18 protein-coding genes and 1 pseudogene are annotated in these 18,898 nt (G+C 71.0%); 10 read left to right on the top strand and 9 right to left on the bottom strand.

Features of this window, described 5'->3' with window-relative positions; genetic code table 11:
- The first annotated feature begins 114 nt into the window (after positions 1–114).
- Entirely contained in the window at positions 115–612 is a 498-nt protein-coding gene (gene msrA / locus ACVDFE_RS22090) for a peptide-methionine (S)-S-oxide reductase MsrA (protein ID WP_458431677.1), read from the top strand.
- A gap of 53 nt (positions 613–665) precedes the next feature.
- Here msrA and ACVDFE_RS22085 read toward each other — a convergent pair whose 3' ends face one another.
- From ACVDFE_RS22085 to ACVDFE_RS22075, 3 genes are read right to left on the bottom strand one after another with little or no spacing between them, the layout of a single operon-like run.
- Positions 666–1,820, bottom strand: a complete 1,155-nt coding sequence (locus tag ACVDFE_RS22085) for an AI-2E family transporter (RefSeq protein ID WP_360401319.1) — start codon at positions 1,818–1,820, stop codon at positions 666–668.
- Positions 1,821–1,873: 53 nt separating this feature from the next.
- Positions 1,874–2,047, bottom strand: a complete 174-nt coding sequence (locus tag ACVDFE_RS22080; RefSeq protein WP_458431676.1) for a hypothetical protein — start codon at positions 2,045–2,047, stop codon at positions 1,874–1,876.
- 32 nt (positions 2,048–2,079) lie between these two features.
- Positions 2,080–2,508 (bottom strand): SRPBCC domain-containing protein, encoded by a 429-nt coding sequence (locus ACVDFE_RS22075; protein ID WP_458431675.1) that lies wholly within the window; start codon positions 2,506–2,508, stop codon positions 2,080–2,082.
- Positions 2,509–2,678: 170 nt separating this feature from the next.
- Here ACVDFE_RS22075 and lexA point away from each other — a divergent pair, with 170 nt between their 5' ends.
- From lexA to ACVDFE_RS22055, 4 genes are all read left to right on the top strand, one after another.
- Positions 2,679–3,335: a transcriptional repressor LexA gene (gene lexA, locus ACVDFE_RS22070; protein WP_458431674.1), complete on the top strand. Its 657-nt coding sequence runs from the start codon at positions 2,679–2,681 to the stop codon at positions 3,333–3,335.
- A 267-nt stretch (positions 3,336–3,602) separates the two neighbouring features.
- Positions 3,603–4,760 carry an LLM class flavin-dependent oxidoreductase gene (locus tag ACVDFE_RS22065; protein WP_360401310.1) on the top strand — a complete coding sequence of 386 codons (1,158 nt, stop codon included), beginning with the start codon at positions 3,603–3,605 and terminating at the stop codon, positions 4,758–4,760.
- A 10-nt stretch (positions 4,761–4,770) separates the two neighbouring features.
- Entirely contained in the window at positions 4,771–5,193 is a 423-nt protein-coding gene (locus ACVDFE_RS22060; protein ID WP_360401307.1) for a MarR family winged helix-turn-helix transcriptional regulator, read from the top strand.
- Entirely contained in the window at positions 5,193–5,864 is a 672-nt protein-coding gene (locus tag ACVDFE_RS22055; protein ID WP_458431673.1) for a CE1759 family FMN reductase, read from the top strand. Before ACVDFE_RS22060 ends, ACVDFE_RS22055 begins: the two co-directional genes overlap by 1 nt.
- Positions 5,865–6,046: 182 nt before the next feature.
- On the opposite strand, the gene ACVDFE_RS22050 is transcribed toward ACVDFE_RS22055, so the two are convergent.
- Complete coding sequence (locus ACVDFE_RS22050) at positions 6,047–6,379, bottom strand: putative quinol monooxygenase (protein ID WP_360401301.1); 333 nt, start codon at positions 6,377–6,379, stop codon at positions 6,047–6,049.
- Between the two features lie 133 nt (positions 6,380–6,512).
- Here ACVDFE_RS22050 and ACVDFE_RS22045 point away from each other — a divergent pair, with 133 nt between their 5' ends.
- Positions 6,513–8,483 (top strand): MDR family MFS transporter, encoded by a 1,971-nt coding sequence (locus ACVDFE_RS22045; RefSeq protein ID WP_458434377.1) that lies wholly within the window; start codon positions 6,513–6,515, stop codon positions 8,481–8,483.
- 34 nt (positions 8,484–8,517) lie between these two features.
- Here the strand turns inward: ACVDFE_RS22045 and ACVDFE_RS22040 are convergent, their stop codons facing one another.
- The 3 genes from ACVDFE_RS22040 to ACVDFE_RS22030 form a co-directional block, all read right to left on the bottom strand.
- Positions 8,518–9,537 carry a cobalamin B12-binding domain-containing protein gene (locus ACVDFE_RS22040; RefSeq protein ID WP_458431672.1) on the bottom strand — a complete coding sequence of 340 codons (1,020 nt, stop codon included), beginning with the start codon at positions 9,535–9,537 and terminating at the stop codon, positions 8,518–8,520.
- Positions 9,534–10,982 (bottom strand): PP2C family protein-serine/threonine phosphatase, encoded by a 1,449-nt coding sequence (locus ACVDFE_RS22035; protein ID WP_360401292.1) that lies wholly within the window; start codon positions 10,980–10,982, stop codon positions 9,534–9,536. The genes ACVDFE_RS22040 and ACVDFE_RS22035 overlap by 4 nt, the downstream gene beginning before the upstream one ends.
- An 82-nt stretch (positions 10,983–11,064) precedes the next feature.
- Entirely contained in the window at positions 11,065–11,355 is a 291-nt protein-coding gene (locus ACVDFE_RS22030) for a DUF1905 domain-containing protein (protein WP_458431671.1), read from the bottom strand.
- A gap of 197 nt (positions 11,356–11,552) precedes the next feature.
- On the opposite strand from ACVDFE_RS22030, the gene ACVDFE_RS22025 reads away from it, so the two are divergent.
- Positions 11,553–12,104 (top strand): TetR/AcrR family transcriptional regulator, encoded by a 552-nt coding sequence (locus ACVDFE_RS22025; RefSeq protein ID WP_458431670.1) that lies wholly within the window; start codon positions 11,553–11,555, stop codon positions 12,102–12,104.
- A gap of 5 nt (positions 12,105–12,109) precedes the next feature.
- Entirely contained in the window at positions 12,110–14,272 is a 2,163-nt protein-coding gene (locus ACVDFE_RS22020; protein ID WP_458431669.1) for an MMPL family transporter, read from the top strand.
- Positions 14,273–14,351: 79 nt separating this feature from the next.
- Here the strand turns inward: ACVDFE_RS22020 and ACVDFE_RS22015 are convergent.
- Positions 14,352–14,648, bottom strand: a pseudogene (locus ACVDFE_RS22015) (DUF6292 family protein); the annotation flags it as partial.
- A gap of 193 nt (positions 14,649–14,841) precedes the next feature.
- Between ACVDFE_RS22015 and ACVDFE_RS22010 the strand changes: the two are divergent.
- On the top strand, positions 14,842–16,545 hold the full coding sequence (locus tag ACVDFE_RS22010; RefSeq protein WP_458431668.1) for an IlvD/Edd family dehydratase: 1,704 nt from the start codon (positions 14,842–14,844) through the stop codon (positions 16,543–16,545).
- Here ACVDFE_RS22010 and ACVDFE_RS22005 read toward each other — a convergent pair.
- Positions 16,526–16,906, bottom strand: a complete 381-nt coding sequence (locus ACVDFE_RS22005) for a hypothetical protein (RefSeq protein WP_360401274.1) — start codon at positions 16,904–16,906, stop codon at positions 16,526–16,528. The genes ACVDFE_RS22010 and ACVDFE_RS22005 overlap by 20 nt on opposite strands.
- 160 nt (positions 16,907–17,066) lie before the next feature.
- On the opposite strand from ACVDFE_RS22005, the gene ACVDFE_RS22000 reads away from it, so the two are divergent.
- The gene (locus ACVDFE_RS22000) at positions 17,067–18,641 is read left to right on the top strand and encodes an ABC transporter substrate-binding protein (RefSeq protein ID WP_458431667.1); all 1,575 of its coding nucleotides are present in this window, start codon (positions 17,067–17,069) and stop codon (positions 18,639–18,641) included.
- Positions 18,642–18,898: the final 257 nt, after the last annotated feature.

Genomic DNA, 18,898 nt, shown 5'->3' with positions numbered 1-18,898 from the left:
CAGCGCTGGACGGTTCGGCCGCGTCCGTAATGGATACGTCACATCATGGCGGGGATGAACCGGCCGACACCGAACGTTCTCCTGGGTGAGAACCGAAGGCAGAGGAGTGACACTGTGACGGAGAAGGCAGTTCTCGCGGGCGGCTGTTTCTGGGGCATGCAGGACCTGTTCCGCCGCCACCCCGGCGTCGTCTCCACGCGCGTCGGCTACACCGGTGACCCCGAGACGCCGAACGCGACCTACCGCCGCCACGGCAACCACGCCGAGGCCATCGAGATCGTGTTCGACCCGGCGCAGCTGAGCTACCGGCAGGTCCTGGAGTTCTTCTTCCAGATCCACGACCCGTCGACGCGCAACCGGCAGGGCAACGACATCGGCGCCAGCTACCGGTCGGCGATCTTCTTCGAGACCGACGAGCAGAAGCGCGTCGCCGAGGAGGTCATCGCGGAGGTCGACGCCTCCGGCAAGTGGCCGGGCAAGGTCGTCACCGAGGTCACGCAGGCGTCGGACTTCTGGGAGGCCGAGCCGGAGCACCAGGACTACCTGGAGCGCTACCCGAACGGTTACACCTGCCACTACGTCCGGCCGGAGTGGCAGCTGGGCGAGCGGTAGAGATCGCCGCACGCATCGACGAGGGCCGTCCACCGGACGGCCCTCGTCGGCGTTCACTCAGAAGAACGTTCGGGCTTGGCCGGTTCGTCGCCGACGGGTCGTGACGTGTCCACTGCGGGCTCCTCCGCGACCGTGCGCGCCTCGATCACCTCGCCGAGGTACCGCACGACCACCGCCACGGCCGCCGCGACCGGGACGCTGAAGAACGCGCCCGCGATGCCGTAGAGGCTCGTGCCGGCAGTGACGACGAGCAGGACGACCGCCGCGTGCAGCCGCAGCCCGCGCGACTGCAGGATCGGTTGCAGCACGTTGCCCTCGACCTGCTGCACCACCACCACGATGACCAGCATGATGATCGCCGTCGTCGGCCCGTTGCTGACCAGCGCCACCAGCACCGCGAGCGCACCGGCGACGAACGCGCCGACGATCGGGACGAACCCGCCCAGGAACGTCAGCGCGGCCAGCGGCACCGCGAGCGGCACCCCGAGGACCAGCAGCCCGAGCCCGATCAGCACCGCGTCGATGAGGCTCACGGCCGCCTGGCTGCGGATGAAGCTGCCGAGCGTGGCCCACACCCGCTCCAGCACCGTGGTGACGTGCCCACCGGCCCGCTGCCCGATGATGCCGCGCAGCCACGGCGTGAACCGCATGCCGTCCTTGACGAAGAAGAACGCCAGCAGCAACGCCACGACCGTCGTGACCAGCCCCGACGTGACCGCGCCCGCGCCGGTGAGCAGCCCGGTCGCGATCGAGCCGATGCTCGACTTGACCTGCTGCACGCCCTGGTCGATCAACCGGTCGAGGTCGGTGCCCTTGAGGTTGAACGGCGGCCCGGCCACCCACCGCTGCGCCTGCTGCACCGCGTCCTGGGCGCTGCGCGCGATCTCCGGAACCCCGGACGCGATCGACGACGAGATCGCCGCCACCACCCCGCCCAGCACCACGAGCCCGCCGAGCAGCACCGTCGTCGCGGCCAGCGCGGCGTTCCACCCCTTCGACATCAGCCACCGCGCCGGCGGCCACAGCACCGTCGTGATGAGCAACGCCAGCAACACCGGCATCACCACCACCCACAGCTTGCCGATCAGCCACGTCAGCATCCAGAAGCCGAGCGCGGCCAACGCCACCCGCAGACTCCACCGCGCGAGCCAGCTCACGCCGTGCCCGATGGCCTCGCCCTTGTCCGTCCAGCTTCGATTGCGATCCACGAGGTCAGTCTCTCGTGATCTAGCCCGAACGGGTGTCAGGACGCGCGACTCCGTTACGACTTCGCGGCCCGCCCCCAGAACGCGTCCTCCTCGGCGAGGTCTGCGGTGAACAGCCACACCTCGACCACCTGCTCCCCCTCGACGCGCACGAGGTCCACGCCGACACCGTCCATCGCGGCACCGGGGCGCGTCGCGACCTGTCCCTCGCGCACCTCGCCGGCCCGCATCGCCAACACGTGGACGGCGGCGTCGACCTGACTCAGCTCTCCGCCTTCTTGGTGAACGCTTCGAGCACCCCGGCCCACCCACCGGTGTTGTCCTCGTGCGCCCGCACCCGCACCTCCTCGGACGCCGCGAGCGCCGCGAACCCGCTCTCCACCACCCGCAGCCGCACACCGGCCCCCTCCGGCGTGAGCGTGAACTCGACCAGGGTGGTGTTGTCCGCGGTCAGCTCCGCGCCGGCGAACGCACTGGCCCACCGGTACGCGACGTAGGACTGCGGCGTCACGGTCTCCACCCGCACCGGGTAGTCGCCGTGCTGCTCGTTCCTGCACAGCGTCGTCTCCCCCTCGACCGCCGTGCCGGACGGCTGCGACGCCACCCAGAACCCCGGCTCGGTCACCAGCTGCCAGACCCGGTCCAGCGACGCCTCGATCAGGGTCTCGCGTTCGATCCGGTCCACGCTCACGACAGGCTCCTCAGTCCGGCTTTATTTGCAACCTCAGGGTTGCACATCATTCGACCGATGTGCAACTGCCAGGTTGCACCAAGCATGGCTGCGGAACGCGGTCGAGCACCCGTTTCCCCCGGCGAGGGCGGCGACCGCCACCCGGACGAGTGACGACTAAGATCACCGCGGTGACCACCTACGACGATCTTGAGCACCTCGACACGTCGGTGCTGCCGGAGCGCCAGCAGAAGATCCTGGTCGCCATCCGCGACTGGGTGGTCGAGCACGGCTACTCCCCCAGCACCCGCGAGATCGGCGAGGCGGTGGGCCTGCGGTCCTCCTCCTCGGTGTCGAAGCACCTGGCGGCGTTGGAGGACAAGGGTTTCCTCAAGCGGGGCGCCTCGGTGACGCGGCCGATGGACGTGCGGGTCTTCCTGCACGAGCCGGCGACCGCCCGCTCCTCGGCCGACTCCGTCCCGGTGCCGGTCGTCGGTGACATCGCCGCCGGGTCGCCGATCTCGGCGATCGAGCACGTGGACGACGTGCTCAGCCTGCCGCGCGGACTGGTCGGCCGCGGCGGCAACGTGTTCGCGCTGCGCGTGCGCGGTGACTCGATGATCGGCGCGGCGATCTGCGACGGCGACATGGTGGTCATCCAGCAGACGCACGAGGCGCACAGCGGACAGATCGTCGCCGCGATGATCGACGAGGAGGCGACCGTCAAGGTCTACCAGCGCCGCAACGGGCACGTGTTCCTGGAGCCGCGCAACCCCGCCCACGAGGTCATCGACGGGGACAACGCGACGATCCTCGGGGTTGTCGTGTCGGTGCTGCGCAGCGTCTGAAGCAGGAGCCGCACCACGCCCAGCAGGTACAGCAGCAACGGCCCCCGGCTCACCTGCACCAGCAACCCGATCGACACCGGCCCCAGGACGCCGAAGTGGCACCACACCGCCACCACCGCCGCGAGCACGGACAGTCACAGCCGCCGCAGGCCTTGCCGATCCCCCACACCTCCAGCATGCGCCCAGGACCAGTGGGAATAGCTGGGAGCCCTACGCGTTAAGGTAGATGCAAACGCATAGAACTTCAGACAGAAGGAGGCGGGGACCGTGCAGTTCGGAGTGTTCTCGGTGAGCGACATCACCAGGGATCCGGTGAGCGGCGAGACCCCCAGCGAGGCCGAGCGCATCGACGCGATCGTCCAGATCGCGCAGAAGACCGAGGAGGTCGGGCTCGACGTCTTCGCGATCGGCGAGCACCACAACCCGCCGTTCTTCTCGTCCGCGCCGACCACCCTGCTGGCCGCCATCGCGGCGACCACGCGGAAGCTGGTCGTCAGCACCGCCACGACGCTGATCACCACCAACGACCCGGTGCGCATCGCCGAGGAGTACGCGATGCTGCAGCACCTGGCGAAGGGTCGCATGGACCTGATGCTGGGCCGCGGCAACACCGCGCCGGTCTACCCGTGGTTCGGTCAGGACATCCGGCAAAGCCTGCCGCTGGCGCTGGAGAACTACAACCTCCTGCACCGGTTGTGGCGCGAGGACGTCGTGGACTGGGAGGGCAAGTTCCGCACGCCGTTGCAGGGCTTCACCTCCACGCCGCGGCCGTTGGACGACCTGCCGCCGTTCGTGTGGCACGGGTCGATCCGCACGCCGGAGATCGCGGAGCAGGCCGCCTACTACGGTGACGGCTTCTTCGCCAACAACATCTTCTGGCCCAAAGAGCACTACATGCGGCTCATCAAGTTCTACCGCCAGCGGTTCGCGCACTACGGCCACGGAACGGAGAAGCAGGCCATCGTCGGTCTCGGCGGGCAGGCCTACATCGCCAAGCGGTCGCAGGACGCGCTGAACGAGTTCCGCCCGTACTTCAACGAGGCCCCCGTCTACGGCCACGGGCCGCGGATGGAGGACTTCATGGCGCAGACCCCGCTGTCGGTCGGCAGCCCGCAGGAGGTCATCGACAAGACGCTGACCTTCCGCGAGCACTTCGGCGACTACCAGCGCCAGATGTTCCTGATGGACCACGCTGGCCTGCCGCTCAAGACCGTGCTGAACCAGCTCGACCTGCTGGGCGAGGAGGTGGTTCCGGTGCTGCGCAAGGAGATCGAGGCGCGGCAGGACCCGGAGACCGCCAAGCCGCCGACGCACGCGGTGCGCCTGAAGGCCAAGTACGGCGACGGACCGGTCCGCCAGCCGCGGCCGAACGCCAACCGCGGCGACAACGTCACCGGTGGCTCGCCCTACCAGGACTCCGAGTGAGGTAAGCGCGGTGACCAGGGCGAACGAGGCGTGGGAGGCGCTGATGACCTCCTACGCCGTGCTCGTGAAGCGGTTCAACGCCGAGGACGTGTGGGGTGAGCTGAGCATGCGCGAGTACGACGTGCTCTACACCCTGTCCAAGTGCGACGGTCCACTTCGGATGAGCGAGCTGAACCGGCACGTGCTGCTCAGCCAGCCCGCCCTGTCCCGCATGGTCGACCGGCTGGTCGACCGCGGGCTGGTGGACCGCTGCCCCGATCCCGGCGACCGGCGGGGTGTTCGCCTGTCGCTCACTCCGGCCGGCCGGGAGACCCAGCAGGCGATCGGCCGCCCGCACGCGCGCAGCGTCACGCGCGCGTTGAGCGTCCTCACGCCGCAAGAACTCGACCAACTCGCCGCGATCTGCGGCAAGCTCAGCCAGAGCGAGGAGTAATGGGCACCACCTTCCAGCTCGCCGTCGTGTCGGCGGGCACCAGCGACCCGTCGTCCACCCGGCTGCTCGCCGACCGCGTCGCCGGCCGCGTCACCGCACTGGCCGGGCAGCGGTCGCTGACCGTGCGGACGCAGGTGGTCGAGCTGCGCACGCTCGCCACGGAGATCGCGAACGCCCTGGTGTCGAACCACGTCGGCCCCGGGCTGCAGCAGGCGATCACCACGTTGCAGCACGCCGACGCGGTCGTCGCCTCGACGCCGGTCTACAAGGCGGGCGCGAGCGGCCTGTTCACGTCGTTCTTCCAGGTCCTCGACAACGACCTGCTGATCGCGAAGCCGGTCGTGCTCGCCGCGACCGCCGGCACCGCCCGGCACGCACTCGTGGTCGACGACCAGATCCGCGGGCTCTTCGCCTACCTGCGGACGGTGGTCGTGCCGACGTCGCTGTTCGCGGCCACCGAGGACTGGACGGACCCCGCGCTGAACAAGCGCATCGACCGCGCGGCGCTGGAACTGGTGGCGCTCATGGCCTCCGGTTTCGAGAAGCAGGTGCGCGAGGAGTCGTGGGGCAGCTACCAGCACGAGTTCGGCAGCGCGGGCGGTACCGAGCTGTCGATCGACCTCGACTCCGACCTGATGCGGCTGGCCGCCGGCGGTTCGACCGGCAAGTAGCGCCGCACCAGAGGTCCGCGTCGCGCGAGAGCTCCTCGCGCGACGCGGACTTCGCGGCCGAGTAGAAGCCGTTGTCCCCCAGCACCTTCGCGGTGAGCGAGCCAGCGAACCCGGCGGGCATCTCCACGAAGGCGTCCACGCCCGCCATCCTCGCTCCGGACCCCGGTGGCGCACCCCGGGCCTCACCCGCGTGGCGCGACCTCCATCTCGCCGAGGCGCGACCAGTCGTCCTGCTCGACGACCTGGCTCACGATCCGCGGCGTCTCCGCGAGGTACTGCGGCAGCTCGGCCTGCGCGGCCTTGAAGTGGTCGGACTGCACGTGCGCCGCGCCCGCGTCACCGTCGCGGAACGCCTCCACGAGCACGTACTCGGTGGGGTCGTCGAGGCTGCGCGACCAGTCGAACCACAGGCAGCCCGGCTCGGCCCTGGTCGCCTCGGTGAAGGAGCGGGACAGCTCCGGCCACGCGTCGGCGTGCTCGGGCAGGACCGGGAACTTGGCGGTGATGAAGATCAAGGAGGCCTCCTTCTGCGGTGATCACCACCGAGCCTAGGGGGTGCCGGGTCGGCCCACAGCCCGGCCGGTGGAACCCGGCCGCGGTGCGCGGCACGCGCTGCGGAGTGCGCCGACCTGCGCGACCATCGGCGCCGTGCCCGAGATCGACACCCGCAGGCGGAACCTGGTCGTCGCCGCCGTCCTGCTCGCCATGCTGCTGGCGGCGCTCGACCAGACCATCGTGTCCACCGCGCTGCCGACGATGGTCGCGGACCTCGGCGGTGGCGCGCACCTGTCGTGGGTGGTGACGTCCTACCTGCTGGCCGAGACGATCATGACGGTCCTGATCGGCAAGTTCGGCGACCTCTACGGGCGCAAGCGGACGTTCCTCATCAGCGTCGTGCTGTTCCTGGTCGGCTCGTTCTTCGCCGGCTGGTCGGAGTCGATGGGGATGCTGATCGCGTTCCGCGCGGTGCAGGGGCTGGGCGCCGGCGGACTGATGGTCACGTCCACGGCGATCATCGCGGACGTCGTTCCGCTCCGGGAGCGCGGCAAGTTCCAGGGGTTCGCCGGTGCGGTGTTCGGCATCGCCACGGTCGCGGGGCCGCTGCTGGGCGGGCTGTTCGTGGACCACCTGAGCTGGCGGTGGGCGTTCTACGTCAACATCCCGCTCGGCGTCGCGGTCATCGTGGTCGCCGTGGCGGCGCTGCCCGCCATCAGGACGGACGCGCGGCCGAAGATCGACTACGCGGGCATCGCGCTGATCGCGCTCGCCGCGACCGGGTTGACGCTGGTCACGAGCTGGGGCGGCACCGAGTACGCGTGGACCTCGCCGACGATCCTGGGGATGGCGGCGGGTTCGGTCGTGCTGCTCGTGGCGTTCGTGCTCGTGGAGCAGCGGGCCGCGGAACCGATGCTGCCGATGCGGTTGTTCCGCAGCCGGGTGTTCACGGTGTCGGGCATCCTGAGCTTCGTCGTCGGGTTCGCGATGCTCGGCGGCATCACCTACCTGCCGATCTACCTGCAGTACGTGCGCGGTGAGTCGGCCACGGCGTCCGGGCTGTGGATGCTGCCGCTGATCGCGGGGCTGATGGCCACGGCGCTGCTCACCGGCACCACCATCAGCCGCACGGGCAAGTACCGGCTGTTCCCGCTCATCGGGTCCGCGGTGCTGACGGCCGGCCTGTTCCTGATGTCCAACCTCGGCACGGACACCAGCTACTGGCTGATGGGCGCGTTCATGGTGGTGCTGGGCGCGGGCATCGGCCTGGTGATGCAGGTGCCGGTGATCGTCGTGCAGAGCACCACCGGCTACAGCGACCTCGGCGTGGCCACCTCGGGCATCAGCTTCCTGCGCACGATGGGCAGCTCGTTCGGCGTCGCCCTCTTCGGCACGATCTACGCCAACCGGCTGCCGGAGAACGTCGTCGTGCCCGACGGCGTGGACCCGCGGGCCATCGCGAGCCCCGCGGCCGTGCACGCGCTGCCCGACGTCGTCCGTGCGCCGATCGTCGCCGGGTACGCCGAGACGGTGCAGACGATGTTCCTCATCGCCGCCCCGATCGGCCTGGTCGCACTGCTGGTCGCCGTGTTCCTGCCCGAGGTGCCGCTGCGGGACACCTCCCGCGCCGCCGCGACCGGCAACAGCGGTGTCGGCGAGAGCTTCGCCGCGCCGCCGTCGAACTCCTACGACGAGCTGCGCAAGCTGGTGTCCGCGGTGGTGGCGAGGTCGCGGGAGGACCCCGGCGCGGCGGTGCTGCGGCGTTCGGGCGTCGGCCTGCCGCTGGAGCAGGCGTGGCTGCTCGGCCGGGTCTACAAGGCCTCCGCCGACGACGGTGTCGCGACGCTGGACGAGATCGCCGCGATGACGCAGGTGCCCGGCGGGATCTTCGCCCCGACCGCGCAGGCACTGGTCCGGTCGGGCCACCTGGCGTTCCACGACGACGGCTACCGCTTCACCGACCAGGGCGCCGAGGTGTTCACGCAGCTCGTGCGGGCGTGGCGGCGGTGGCTGCTCGACCAGCTGCGGGACTGGCACGAACCCGACCACCGGGACTTCGCGCGGGCGCTCGACTCGTTCACCGACGAACTGATCGAGAGCGGTCGCGCGCTGAGCCGCACCTGACGCCGGACCTCCACCGCGGCGAGCGGCCGGCGAGCTACGCCGGCATCGACTGGTCCAGCTCGACCCCGGCCAGCATCCGCTGCGCTCGTGAGAAGTCCCGCAACTGCACGGAAAGCAGGTCCAGGGCCGGTTCCAGCACCCGCACGGGCACCCCGCGCGCGTTGAGCACGTCACCGGTCCACGCCATGAAGCCGTGGAACAGCGAGTCGTCGTCGACGTACAACGCGGTCGCGAGGAAGTCCACGATGTGCGCCAGGTCCTCGGCGGTGTGCTGGCGCTGCTCGGAGCTGTAGGCGCGCATCGCGGGCACCCGCTCCTCCAACCCGCGGAACACCGCGCGCACGAGGTCGTTCGCGGTCCGCTTGACCAGCGTGTACTCCTGGTCGGCCAGGTGCGGCAGGTCGTCGATCGGCTGGTGCGGCGAGGTCGGCACCGGCAGCTTCTGCGACAGCAGCATGTCCGCGGCGGACCGGGCGTCGGCGGCCCACGCGTTGGCACCGAACCGGCGCGCGTACTCGCCGTCCCGGCCGAAGGCCGCGCCACCGACGATCACCGGCACACCCGCCGCCTGGCACGCCGTCATCGTGGCGTGCGCGACGGGCAGCCTGGTCGCGATGGAGCTGGACAGCGCCAGCACGTCCGGGCCGGTGCGGTGCAGGTGGGTGATCAGGTGCGGGGTCGGGACCTGCGCGCCGAGGTAGTCGACGGCGAACCCGCGCAGCGACAGCACCTCGGCCAGCAGCCGGGCGGGCAGCGCGTGCCACTCGCCGTCCACGCAGGCCACGGTCACGCGCCCGTGCGTGGGCTGCTGCCGCGGCCGGGTGATCGTGAGCGCCGTGACCGCGCGTTCGTTGATGGCGGTGATCGCGTGCTCCTGCGCGACGCTGATCCGGTTCGCCGCCCACTCGCGGCCGACCCGCTGCTGCACGGCGCCGATCACGTCGAGCAGCACGAACTCGTGCCCGTACCGGTCCGCGGCTTCGAGCACGAGGTCGGTCGCCCGGTGCTCGTCACCGTCCAGGACGGCCTCCCAGAGCGCGTCGAGCGCCGTCACGCGGACCTCCGCCGGGGTGCGGTGACCGACATCACCGCGATGTCGTCGTGGGCACCCGCGCCGACCCAGTTCGCCGCGAGCATGTGCACGTGTTCGACCAGCGCCTCGGCGGGCATGCCGCCGCACGACGCGAGCGCGCGCCGCAGCCGTTCCTCGCCGAACTCCTCGTCGCCGAGCGGTCCGCCCACGGCCTCGATGATGCCGTCGGTGTAGAGCAGGCAGGAGTCACCGGGGCCGAGCAGCACCTCGTCGGTGGTCGTCGTGATCTCGGGCAGGATGCCGACCAGCGTGCCGCGCGTCTTCGCGGCCTCGACCAGGCCGTTCGCGCGCACGATCAGCGGCGGCGGGTGCCCGCCAGAGGTGAGGGTGAGGCGCAGGCCGTCGTCGACCGGACGGACGGTGCCGACGACCACGGTGATGAACCGCGACCGGTCGGTGGTGAGCAGCGCCTGGTTGAGCGCGCGCAGCACCCGGTCGTGGTCGTCCACGACCTGCAGCAGCGCGTGCAGCGTCGTGCGCACCTTGCCGGTCTGCACGGCCGAGTCGAGGCCCTTGCCGCACACGTCGCCGAGCACGACGAACAGCTCGTCGTCCGGCAGCTCGTGCACGTCGTAGAAGTCGCCACCGACCCGCTCGGTGTCCGCGGCCGCCCGATAGCGCCCGGCCAGCTCGACCCTGTCGTAGCGGCGCAGCACCGGCGGCAGCAGGTCCCTGGTGAGCCGTTCGGTGATGACCGCCTGCTGGGTGAACAGGCCGGCCGCCGACATCGCGACGCCCGCCCGTGAGGCGAAGAGCCGCGCGAACGCCTCCTCGTCCTCGCTGAACGGCTGGTCGCGGCGCACCAGGATCAGCGCACCGGCCGGCACCCCGTGACCGGGCAGCGGCGTGACGACGATCGACACGACGTCCTTGGCCAGCCAGTCCGGCGCCGCGGCCGGGTCGATCCAGCGCGACGGCACCGGCGGGAACCCGCGCAGTGCCTCGCCGAGCCCGATGACCTGCTCGACGTCGAGGTGCTGCAGCTCGTGCGTGGGCGACCCGCCGCGCACGCAGCGCGTGACGGGGTGCCCGTGGTCCGACTGCGGCGCGATGACCAGCGCCTCGTCCGCGAGGTGGGTGGCGGCGAGCTCGGCGACGACGGTCATGCAGCGCTCGGGGTTGAGCGAGGTCATCAACGCGCTCGACATCCGCGTCAGCAGCGCCGTCCGCTCGCGCTCCAGCTTGAGGTCGGTCTCGTCGAGCAGCCACCAGGTGACCGAGCCGTCCTCGTTGTCCACCCGGTGTGCGGCGTAGGTGCGTTCGGAGACGCTGACGGAGTCGCCGTGCTGCCACTGCAGCTCGGCGACCTGGGAGGGGAAGATGCTCTTGGCTGCCTCGTTCATGCCGTGCACGGCACCGGCGGCATCGGCGACGAGTGCGGGGCACGGCGAACGCAACCAGTTCATGACCGCGACCACGTGTCCCAGTGTCTCACCCGAAACTGATCAAGAACAACGTTTGGCAGCCGCGCGGCGCGGGTAGGGACCCTCACACGACCTCCACCGTCACCTCGATGGTGTCACCTGGTCCAACCTGTTCCTTCTTCCGGACGGCGGCCTTGACCGGCAGGACGTAGCAGCCGCTCGCCTTGTCCGGGAACACCGAGGTCGACCAGCTGCTGGTGCCGACGCCGGCCCGGACCTTGACCGAGCCGAAGCCCGCGCCGGGGGTGGCCAGGTCGCGGATCTCGTCCGAGACGTCCTCGGGCAGTGTGACGAACGTCCAGATGTCCAGGCGGCGGGCCTCCCACAGCCAGAGCTCCGCGTCGAAGACGAACATCGGTCCATTGTCCCGTAGTCGGTGGTTGCCCCCAGAGCGGCATCAAGCCCGTCCCGGTTCATCCATCCGGCAGTACGAGGTGACCACCAGTCATCTCAACCCGCTCGATGATTCCCCCGTTGTGGTGACGAAGGCCACCGACCGAATCGGTCGGTTTACCTACCGAATCGGTCGGTGAACGCCGTAAAGTCAGGCTCATGCCACGCCAGCCCAGGACCGGAGTCGACGAGTCGATCCTCGACGCCGCTGCGGCGTTGTTCGCCCGCCACGGCTTCGAGCAGACCTCGCTCAAGGCCCTCGCGGACGCCGCCGGCCTGTCCAAGGCGGGGCTGCTGCACCACTTCCCCAGCAAGGAAGCCCTCTTCGAGGCCGCGTGGGAGCAGAGCCGCGTCATCTGCCGGCACGTGCTCGACCTGGTCAGCGACCTGCCGGCCGGACCGGGCCGTGAACGGCGCGCGCTGGAGCTGCTCACCGACTACGCGCTCGACCGGCCGGGCATGGTCGCGCTGCTGTTCCGGTCGATGACGGCACCGGGCGAGGACCCGCAGCAGGCGCAGGACGAACTGCTGCTCAACGAGATGTTCGTCATCGAGCCCGAGCAGGAACTGCCCCGCGCGATCCGGATCGTCGGCGCGCTCAGCGCCATGGCCGTGCTGACCCTCCTGGCCAACCAGGAGGGCGACAAGACGACGTGGCGCCCCTTGATCCTCGCTACCTGTTATGACGCACTCGGGCACCGGGAGGCCTGAACACCATGGCGAAACTGCTCTACCGGCTCGGACTCGGTGCCCACCGGCACCGCCTCCCGGTCGTCCTCATCTGGCTGCTCGTGCTGGTCGGGTCCGGTGTCGGCGCGTTCACGCTCGGCGGTGAGACGTCCAACGCGATGTCCATCCCCGGCCAGGAGTCGACGACGGCGCTGGAGCGCATCCAGCAGAAGTTCGGCACCGGCGAGACCGCGCAGGCCCGCGTCGTCGTGCACGCGCAGGACAAGCTGCCCGCGCACGCCCAGGCCGTGACCGAGCTGGTCGGAGACCTGGGCAAGCTCGACGGCGTCACGTCCGCGACGAACCCGCTGGACCCGGCCCGGCCGAGCGTCAACAAGGACGTCGACACCGGCTACAGCACCGTCACCTACGACGTGAAGCCCGGCGAGGTCACCGCTGACCAGCGGACCGCGTTGCTCGGCGCCGTCGACAAGGCGCGGGCGCAGGGCCTCACGATCGAGGTCGGCGGCACCGCGATGCAGGAGACGCCGCACGTCGGCGGCCCGACCGAGGCCATCGGTGTCGTGCTCGCCCTGGTCGTGCTGGCGCTGACCTACGGCTCGCTGGTGACCGCCGGCATGAACCTGCTCAGCGCGGGCATCGGCGTCGGCATCGGCACGCTCGGCATCACCATCGCCACCGGGTTCATGGACCTGCAGTCGACCACGCCGATCCTCGCCTCGATGCTGGGTCTCGCGGTCGGCATCGACTACGCGTTGTTCATCATCAACCGCTACCGGCAGGAGCTGCGCCGGGGTGCCGACGTCGGCCACGCCGTCGCCACCGCGGTCGGCACCGCCGGGTCCGCCGTCGTCACCGCCGGTCTCACCGTGGTGATCGCGCTGGTCGGCCTGGTGATCGCGGGCATCCCGTTCCTCACGCAGATGGGTGTCGCGGCCGCCGCCACGATCGTCGTCGCCGTGCTGATCGCCATCACGCTGGTGCCCGCGGTGCTGAGCATGCTCGGCCGCCGCGTGCTGACCCGCAAGGAGCGCTCCGCGTCCGAGGCCGAGCCGGTCGAGCCGAAGGACCGCGGTGTCATCCGCGGCTGGGGCGGCCTGGTCACCAAGCGCCGCGTCACCGCGCTGCTGCTCTCGGTCGTCGCGCTCGGCGTCGTCTCGATCCCGGTCGCGTCCATGGACACCACGCTCATCCAGCGGCCGCCGGCCGGTTCCACCCAGGAACGCGCTGACCAGCTGCTGGCCCGCGGGTTCGGCGAGGGCTTCAACGGCCCGATCATCGTGCTCGTCGAGGGCGACAACGCCGCCGCGACCGCGACCAAGGCCGCCGAGCCGCTCTCGAAGCTGTCCGACGTCGCACTGGTGACGCCGGCCCAGCCCAGCGCCGACGGCGGGTCCGCCATGGTCACCGTCATCCCGAAGTCCGGCCCGGACACCGCGGAGACCGAGCAGCTCGTCGCCGACCTGCGCACCGAGCTGTCCGACCTGGACGGCGGCAAGGCCTACGTCACCGGTGCCACCGCCGTGAGCGTCGACGTGGCCACCTCGCTGGACCGCGCGCTGCCGATCTACCTGGCCGTCGTCGTGGGCCTCGCGCTGGTGCTGCTCGTGCTGGTGTTCCGCTCGCTGCTCGTGCCGCTGGTGGGTGTGCTCGGCTTCCTGCTGACCATCGGCGCCTCCCTCGGCGCCACGGTGGCGGTGTTCCAGTGGGGCTGGCTGTCCGGCGCGGTCAACCTCGACGGCACCGGCCCGTTGATCAGCCTCACGCCGATCCTGGTGATCGGCATCCTGTTCGGGCTCGCCATGGACTACCAGATCTTCCTGGTGTCGCGGATGCACGAGGCGCACCACCGCGGTGCGAAGCCGATCGAGGCCATCACCACCGGCTTCCGCCAGGCCGCACCGGTCGTCGTGGCCGCCGCGCTGATCATGTTCTCGGTGTTCGCGGGCTTCGTGCCCGCCGGCGAGCCCACCGTGAAGTCCATCGCCTTCGCGCTGGCGGTCGGCATCTTCGTGGACGCGTTCGTGGTCCGCATGGTGCTGGTGCCCGCCGCGCTGGCCCTGCTCGGCGAGCGGGCCTGGTGGCTGCCGAAGTGGCTGCGCTGGCTGCCGGAGCTCGACGTCGAGGGCACCGCGCTCGACGACTTGCCGGCCGCGAAGAAGGCGCAGGAACCCGTCGCGGTGAGCTGACCCCGACACGCGACTCGCCCCAGAGCTCTTGACGGAGCCCTGGGGCGAGTTCGTCGTTGCAGGCCAGTCTCGGTGCAGGTCAGGCGACCTGTCCGGGGTGGGTGTGCGTCTCGGTGGCCGCCGTCTGCCGGTCGGCGCGGGCGAGCATGCGCCGCACCCACCTGGCCACCGTGCGCGGTGGCGGCTCCACCGCTCCCCCGAGGTGCTCGACGACGGTCACCTCGGCCGTGTCGGGTCTCTCGACCGCGATGGCCCAGCCGTGGCACTCGGTCCACAGCAGCGCCACCTCGTGGTCGGGGTGGCCGGGCAGCCGCCCCTCCACCGCGATGTAGAGCCTCAACGGCTTCTCGCTGTCCACACAGGAGGACTCTCCGCTGAGGCCGAGCTTCCCGCGTGACGCGGAGCGCGTAGTCCAACGCCGGCGTCATCATGCCGTCACCGCCTCTCGTACCAACGGGGCAACAGCGCCGACTGCTTGACGCAGGGGCCGAGTACCCCGTTCTGCGGCAAGGCAACCGCGCGAACGCCAGGGCTTGCGCGCCACCGCCTGCGCCCCGTACGACAGGAGGGTGACCCTCCGCAGCGCGCACTGGTACGCAGGGCAGGACCGCAACGCCTACATCCACCGCGCCTGGATGCGCCGCGGCACCCCCGACGACGCGTTCTCACGTCCGCAGATCGCCATCGCCAACACCGCCTCCGACCTCACGCCGTGCAACGCGCACCTCGGCGAGGTCGCCGCCGCGGTGTCGAACGGCGTGTATGAAGCCGGTGGCATCCCGTTGAACCTGCCGGTGGTGTCGCTCGGCGAGACCAACGTCCGCCCCACCGCGATGCTGTGGCGCAACATGGCCGCGATGGCGGCCGAGGAGATGCTGCGCGCCAACCCGGTCGACGGCGTGGTGCTGCTCGGCGGCTGCGACAAGACGATCCCCGCGCTGCTGATGGCCGCCGCGTCCGTCGACATCCCGGCCGTGGTGGTGCCCGGTGGCCCGATGCTGACGGGCACGTTCCGCGGGGTGCCGCTGGGGTGCGGCACGGACGTGTGGCGGCTGTCGGAGGAGGTTCGCGCGGGCACGTTGTCGCAGGAGCAGTTCCTCCGCTCCGAGTCGGCGATGATCCGCAGCCGCGGCCACTGCAACACCATGGGCACCGCCTCGACCATGGCGCTGGTGGCGGAGGCGCTCGGCACCGTCGTCCCCGGTGTGGCGGGCACCCCGGCACCGGACAGCAGGCTGCTGGAGGCCTCCCACGGCACCGGCCGCCTCGCCGTTCAGCTCGTGGCGGAGGACCGGCGCCCCAGCACGTTCCTGTCGAAGGCGTCGTTCCACAACGCGATCGTGGCGCTCGCGGCGATCGGCGGCTCGACCAACGCCGTGGTCCACCTGCTCGCCATCGCAGGCCGGCTCGGCGTCGACCTGGTGCTCGACGACTTCGACCGCATCGGCTCCGGCGTGCCGCTGCTGGTGGACCTCCAGCCCGCCGGCCGGTTCCTGATGGAGGACTTCCACCGCGCGGGCGGCCTGCTCGCGGTGCTGCGCGAGGTCCGCGACCTGCTCGACCCGGCCGGTCTGACGGTGACCGGCCGGCCGCTCGTCGACCACCTCGACGACGCCCCGATCTGGGACCCCGAGGTGATCCGCAGCCGCGCGCAGCCGATCATCGCCGAGGGCGGCATCGCCGTGCTGCGCGGCAACCTCGCCCCGCAGGGCGCGCTGGTGAAACCGGCGGCCGCGTCACCGGAGCTGTTGCGGCACAGGGGAAGGGCCGTGGTGTTCGACAGCATCGAGGACTTCCACGCCCGCATCGACGACCCGGACCTCGACGTGGACGCCGGCTCCGTGCTGGTGCTGCGCGGCTGCGGCCCGCGCGGCTACCCCGGCATGCCGGAGGTGTCGAACATGCCGTTGCCCAAAAAGCTGCTGGAGCAGGGCGTCCGCGACATGGTGCGGATCTGCGACGGCCGCATGAGCGGCACCGCCTACGGCACGGTCGTCCTGCACGTGGCCCCCGAGGCCGCGGCAGGCGGGCCGCTCGGCCTGGTGCGCACCGGTGACGTGATCGTGCTCGACGTGGCGAACCGGCGCATCGACGTGGAGGCACCGGACTTCCTCGACCGCACGCCGAGCCCGCGGATGACCGCCGCGTTCGCGGCTCCCCGGCGTGGCTGGGAACGGCTCTACGTCGACCACGTGCTCGGCGCCGACACCGGTGCCGACCTGGACTTCCTGCTGGGGTCCAGCGGGTCGGAGGTCAGCAGGGAGTCGCACTGAGCCGCTTCGCGTCCCAGACCAGGAACAGCCCGAGGAGCAGCCACAGCACGGCGAAGACGCCGTGTTCGAGGTGGTCGCGCGACGACCCCGGCTCCGTCGCCAGCGACACCACCTGCGCGAAGTTGTTCGTGATGCTGAACGCGATGAACGCCACGCCGATCCCGGTGAGGACCCGCACCCCGGCGGGTCTGGGCAGCAGGCCGCCCGCGTAGGTCCCGAGCGCCACCGGACCGGCCAGCACCCCCAGCAGGCCGGCGTTGACGAGCGCCGTCCCCGCACCCGGCACCAGTGCCGTCACGGCCAGCAGCACACCGCTGATCACCGCGACGACGGCGAACACCCGGACTGCGATCTTGAGCACGACCTCTCCCCCCAACTGCTCCGAACCTAGCGCGTCCGCCCTTCTCCGGCGTGCAAGCGTCCTCCCCGTCGATCTTGGTGTGGTGTTGCCAACTATTGCCTGTTGCAACTTCATTGCTGTTAGCTGCACCCGGCAACACGGACACCCCGGGAGGAACTGCATGCGCCGAACGGTCCTCGCACTGCTGACCGCCGCACTGGCGGCGACGGCGTGCACGTCACCGGACGGCGCGGTGACCGGCTCGGCGACGTCCATCGTGATCGGCGCCGGCAGCGAACCGGAGAACCTGAACCCGGTGCTCGGCTACGCCCCCGACGGTGCCGCGAAGGTCTTCGACGGCCTGGTCGCCCGCGACGCCGCGCTGAAGCTGGTCCCCGCACTGGCCGCCGAGCTGCCCACCGCGTCGGCCGACGGCCTCACGTGGACGGCGGAGCTGCGCACCGGTGTCACGTTCTCCGACGGCACCCCGCTGACCGCCTCGGACGTCGTGTTCACGTACAAGTCCGTGCTGGACAAGAAGGTGAACTCCACGATCGCCTCCCGCTTCGACGCCGTCGCCGACGTCGTGGCCGTCGACCCGGCGACCGTGCGGTTCACGCTCTCCTACCCCTACGCCCCGTTCGCCCAGCAGCTGACCCTGGGCATCGTGCCCGCGGCGAAGTTCGCCGGCGCCGACGTGAACACCGCGCCGTTCAACACAGCCCCCGTCGGCACCGGCCCGTACGCGGTGGCGGAGTGGCGCAAGGGCGACCGCCTGGTTCTCAAGGCCAACGAGCAGCACTGGGCCGGCGCCCCCGCGATCAAGACCGTGACCGTGGTGTTCGTCCCCGACGACAACGCCCGCGCCACCCGCATGGCCGCCGGCGAGTTCGACGGCACCGTCCTGCCCCCGAAACTCGCCCGCTCCTACACCGACCGCTCCGGCTACCGCGTGGTGCGCAACCCGTCCGCCGACTACCGCGGCATCGGCCTGCCCTCGGAGCTCCCCTTCACCTCCGACCCCCGCGTCCGCCGCGCCCTGAACCTGGCCATCAACCGCCAGGCCATGATCGACACCGTTCTCGCCGGCTCCGGCACCCCGGCCGCAACCCCGGTCTCCCCGCACCTCTCCGCGTGGCACGACCCGTCGGCGACCTTCCCGTTCGACACAGCGGAAGCCGCCCGCCTGCTCGACGAGGCAGGCTGGCGCCAAGGCCCCGACGGCAAGCGCACCAAGGACGGCCAGCCAGCCCGCCTACCCGTCCTGTACCCCGCACCCGACGTGCTGCGCAAAGAGCTCGCCCTGGCAGCCGCCTCCGACATCGCCAAACTCGGCATCGACGCCCCCGCCGAAGCCACCACGTTCGACGTCATGCTGCAACGCCAACGCGAAGCCGCCTCGATCTGGGGCGGCGGCGACCCCTACGACCCCGACACCGCCGCCTACACCCTGCTGCACTCCCGCTACGCCGGCCAGCCCGGCTACGTGAACATGAGCCACTACCGCAACTCCACAGTGGACACCGCACTCGACACGGCCCGCCGGTCGCTCGGCCCGGCCGTGCGCAAGCAGGCCTACTCCGACTTCCAGCAGGCCTACGTCGCCGACCCTGGGTGGGCGTTCCTCGTGTTCCTGGAGCACACGTACGTGGTGCGGGACAAGTGGAACGGGCAGGAAACGCAGGTCGAGCCGCACGACCACGGGCTCGTGCACGCGGTGTGGTGGAACCTTGAACGCTGGACGCCGAAGTCGTGACTCGGGCTTCGGGTGGTGGGCCGGAGGGCGCTGAGGGGATTGTTGGCGGTCAGGCGGCCGGGGTTTCTGCCGTCGGCGGTCAGGTGGCCGGGATTTCTGCCGCCGTCGGGGAAGCCGCCGACGACTCTGTCGCGCTCGCTGCGAAGGATGGCGGCGGGTCCGACTCGCCCGCGGCAGTAGTGCATCCGCAAGCGGCCGCCGCCAGGCATTCCTCGGCCCGCCCTGAGCTCTCCGCCCAGCTCGGCTCTTCCGCACGC

This window comes from Lentzea chajnantorensis, from assembly GCF_054300775.1.
The sequence above is the reverse complement of the archived record's forward strand: the minus strand, read 5'-3'. Positions and strand labels throughout refer to the sequence as shown.

Coding starts and splice junctions, on each gene's coding strand:
- ACVDFE_RS22055 (WP_458431673.1), top strand. CDS start 5,193: ATGGGCACCACCTTCCAGCTCGCCGTCGTGTCGGCGGGCACCAGCGAC.
- ACVDFE_RS22025 (WP_458431670.1), top strand. CDS start 11,553: ATGCCACGCCAGCCCAGGACCGGAGTCGACGAGTCGATCCTCGACGCC.
- ACVDFE_RS22000 (WP_458431667.1), top strand. CDS start 17,067: ATGCGCCGAACGGTCCTCGCACTGCTGACCGCCGCACTGGCGGCGACG.
- ACVDFE_RS22020 (WP_458431669.1), top strand. CDS start 12,110: ATGGCGAAACTGCTCTACCGGCTCGGACTCGGTGCCCACCGGCACCGC.
- ACVDFE_RS22035 (WP_360401292.1), bottom strand. CDS start 10,982: ATGAACTGGTTGCGTTCGCCGTGCCCCGCACTCGTCGCCGATGCCGCC.
- ACVDFE_RS22080 (WP_458431676.1), bottom strand. CDS start 2,047: ATGCGGGCCGGCGAGGTGCGCGAGGGACAGGTCGCGACGCGCCCCGGT.
- ACVDFE_RS22030 (WP_458431671.1), bottom strand. CDS start 11,355: ATGTTCGTCTTCGACGCGGAGCTCTGGCTGTGGGAGGCCCGCCGCCTG.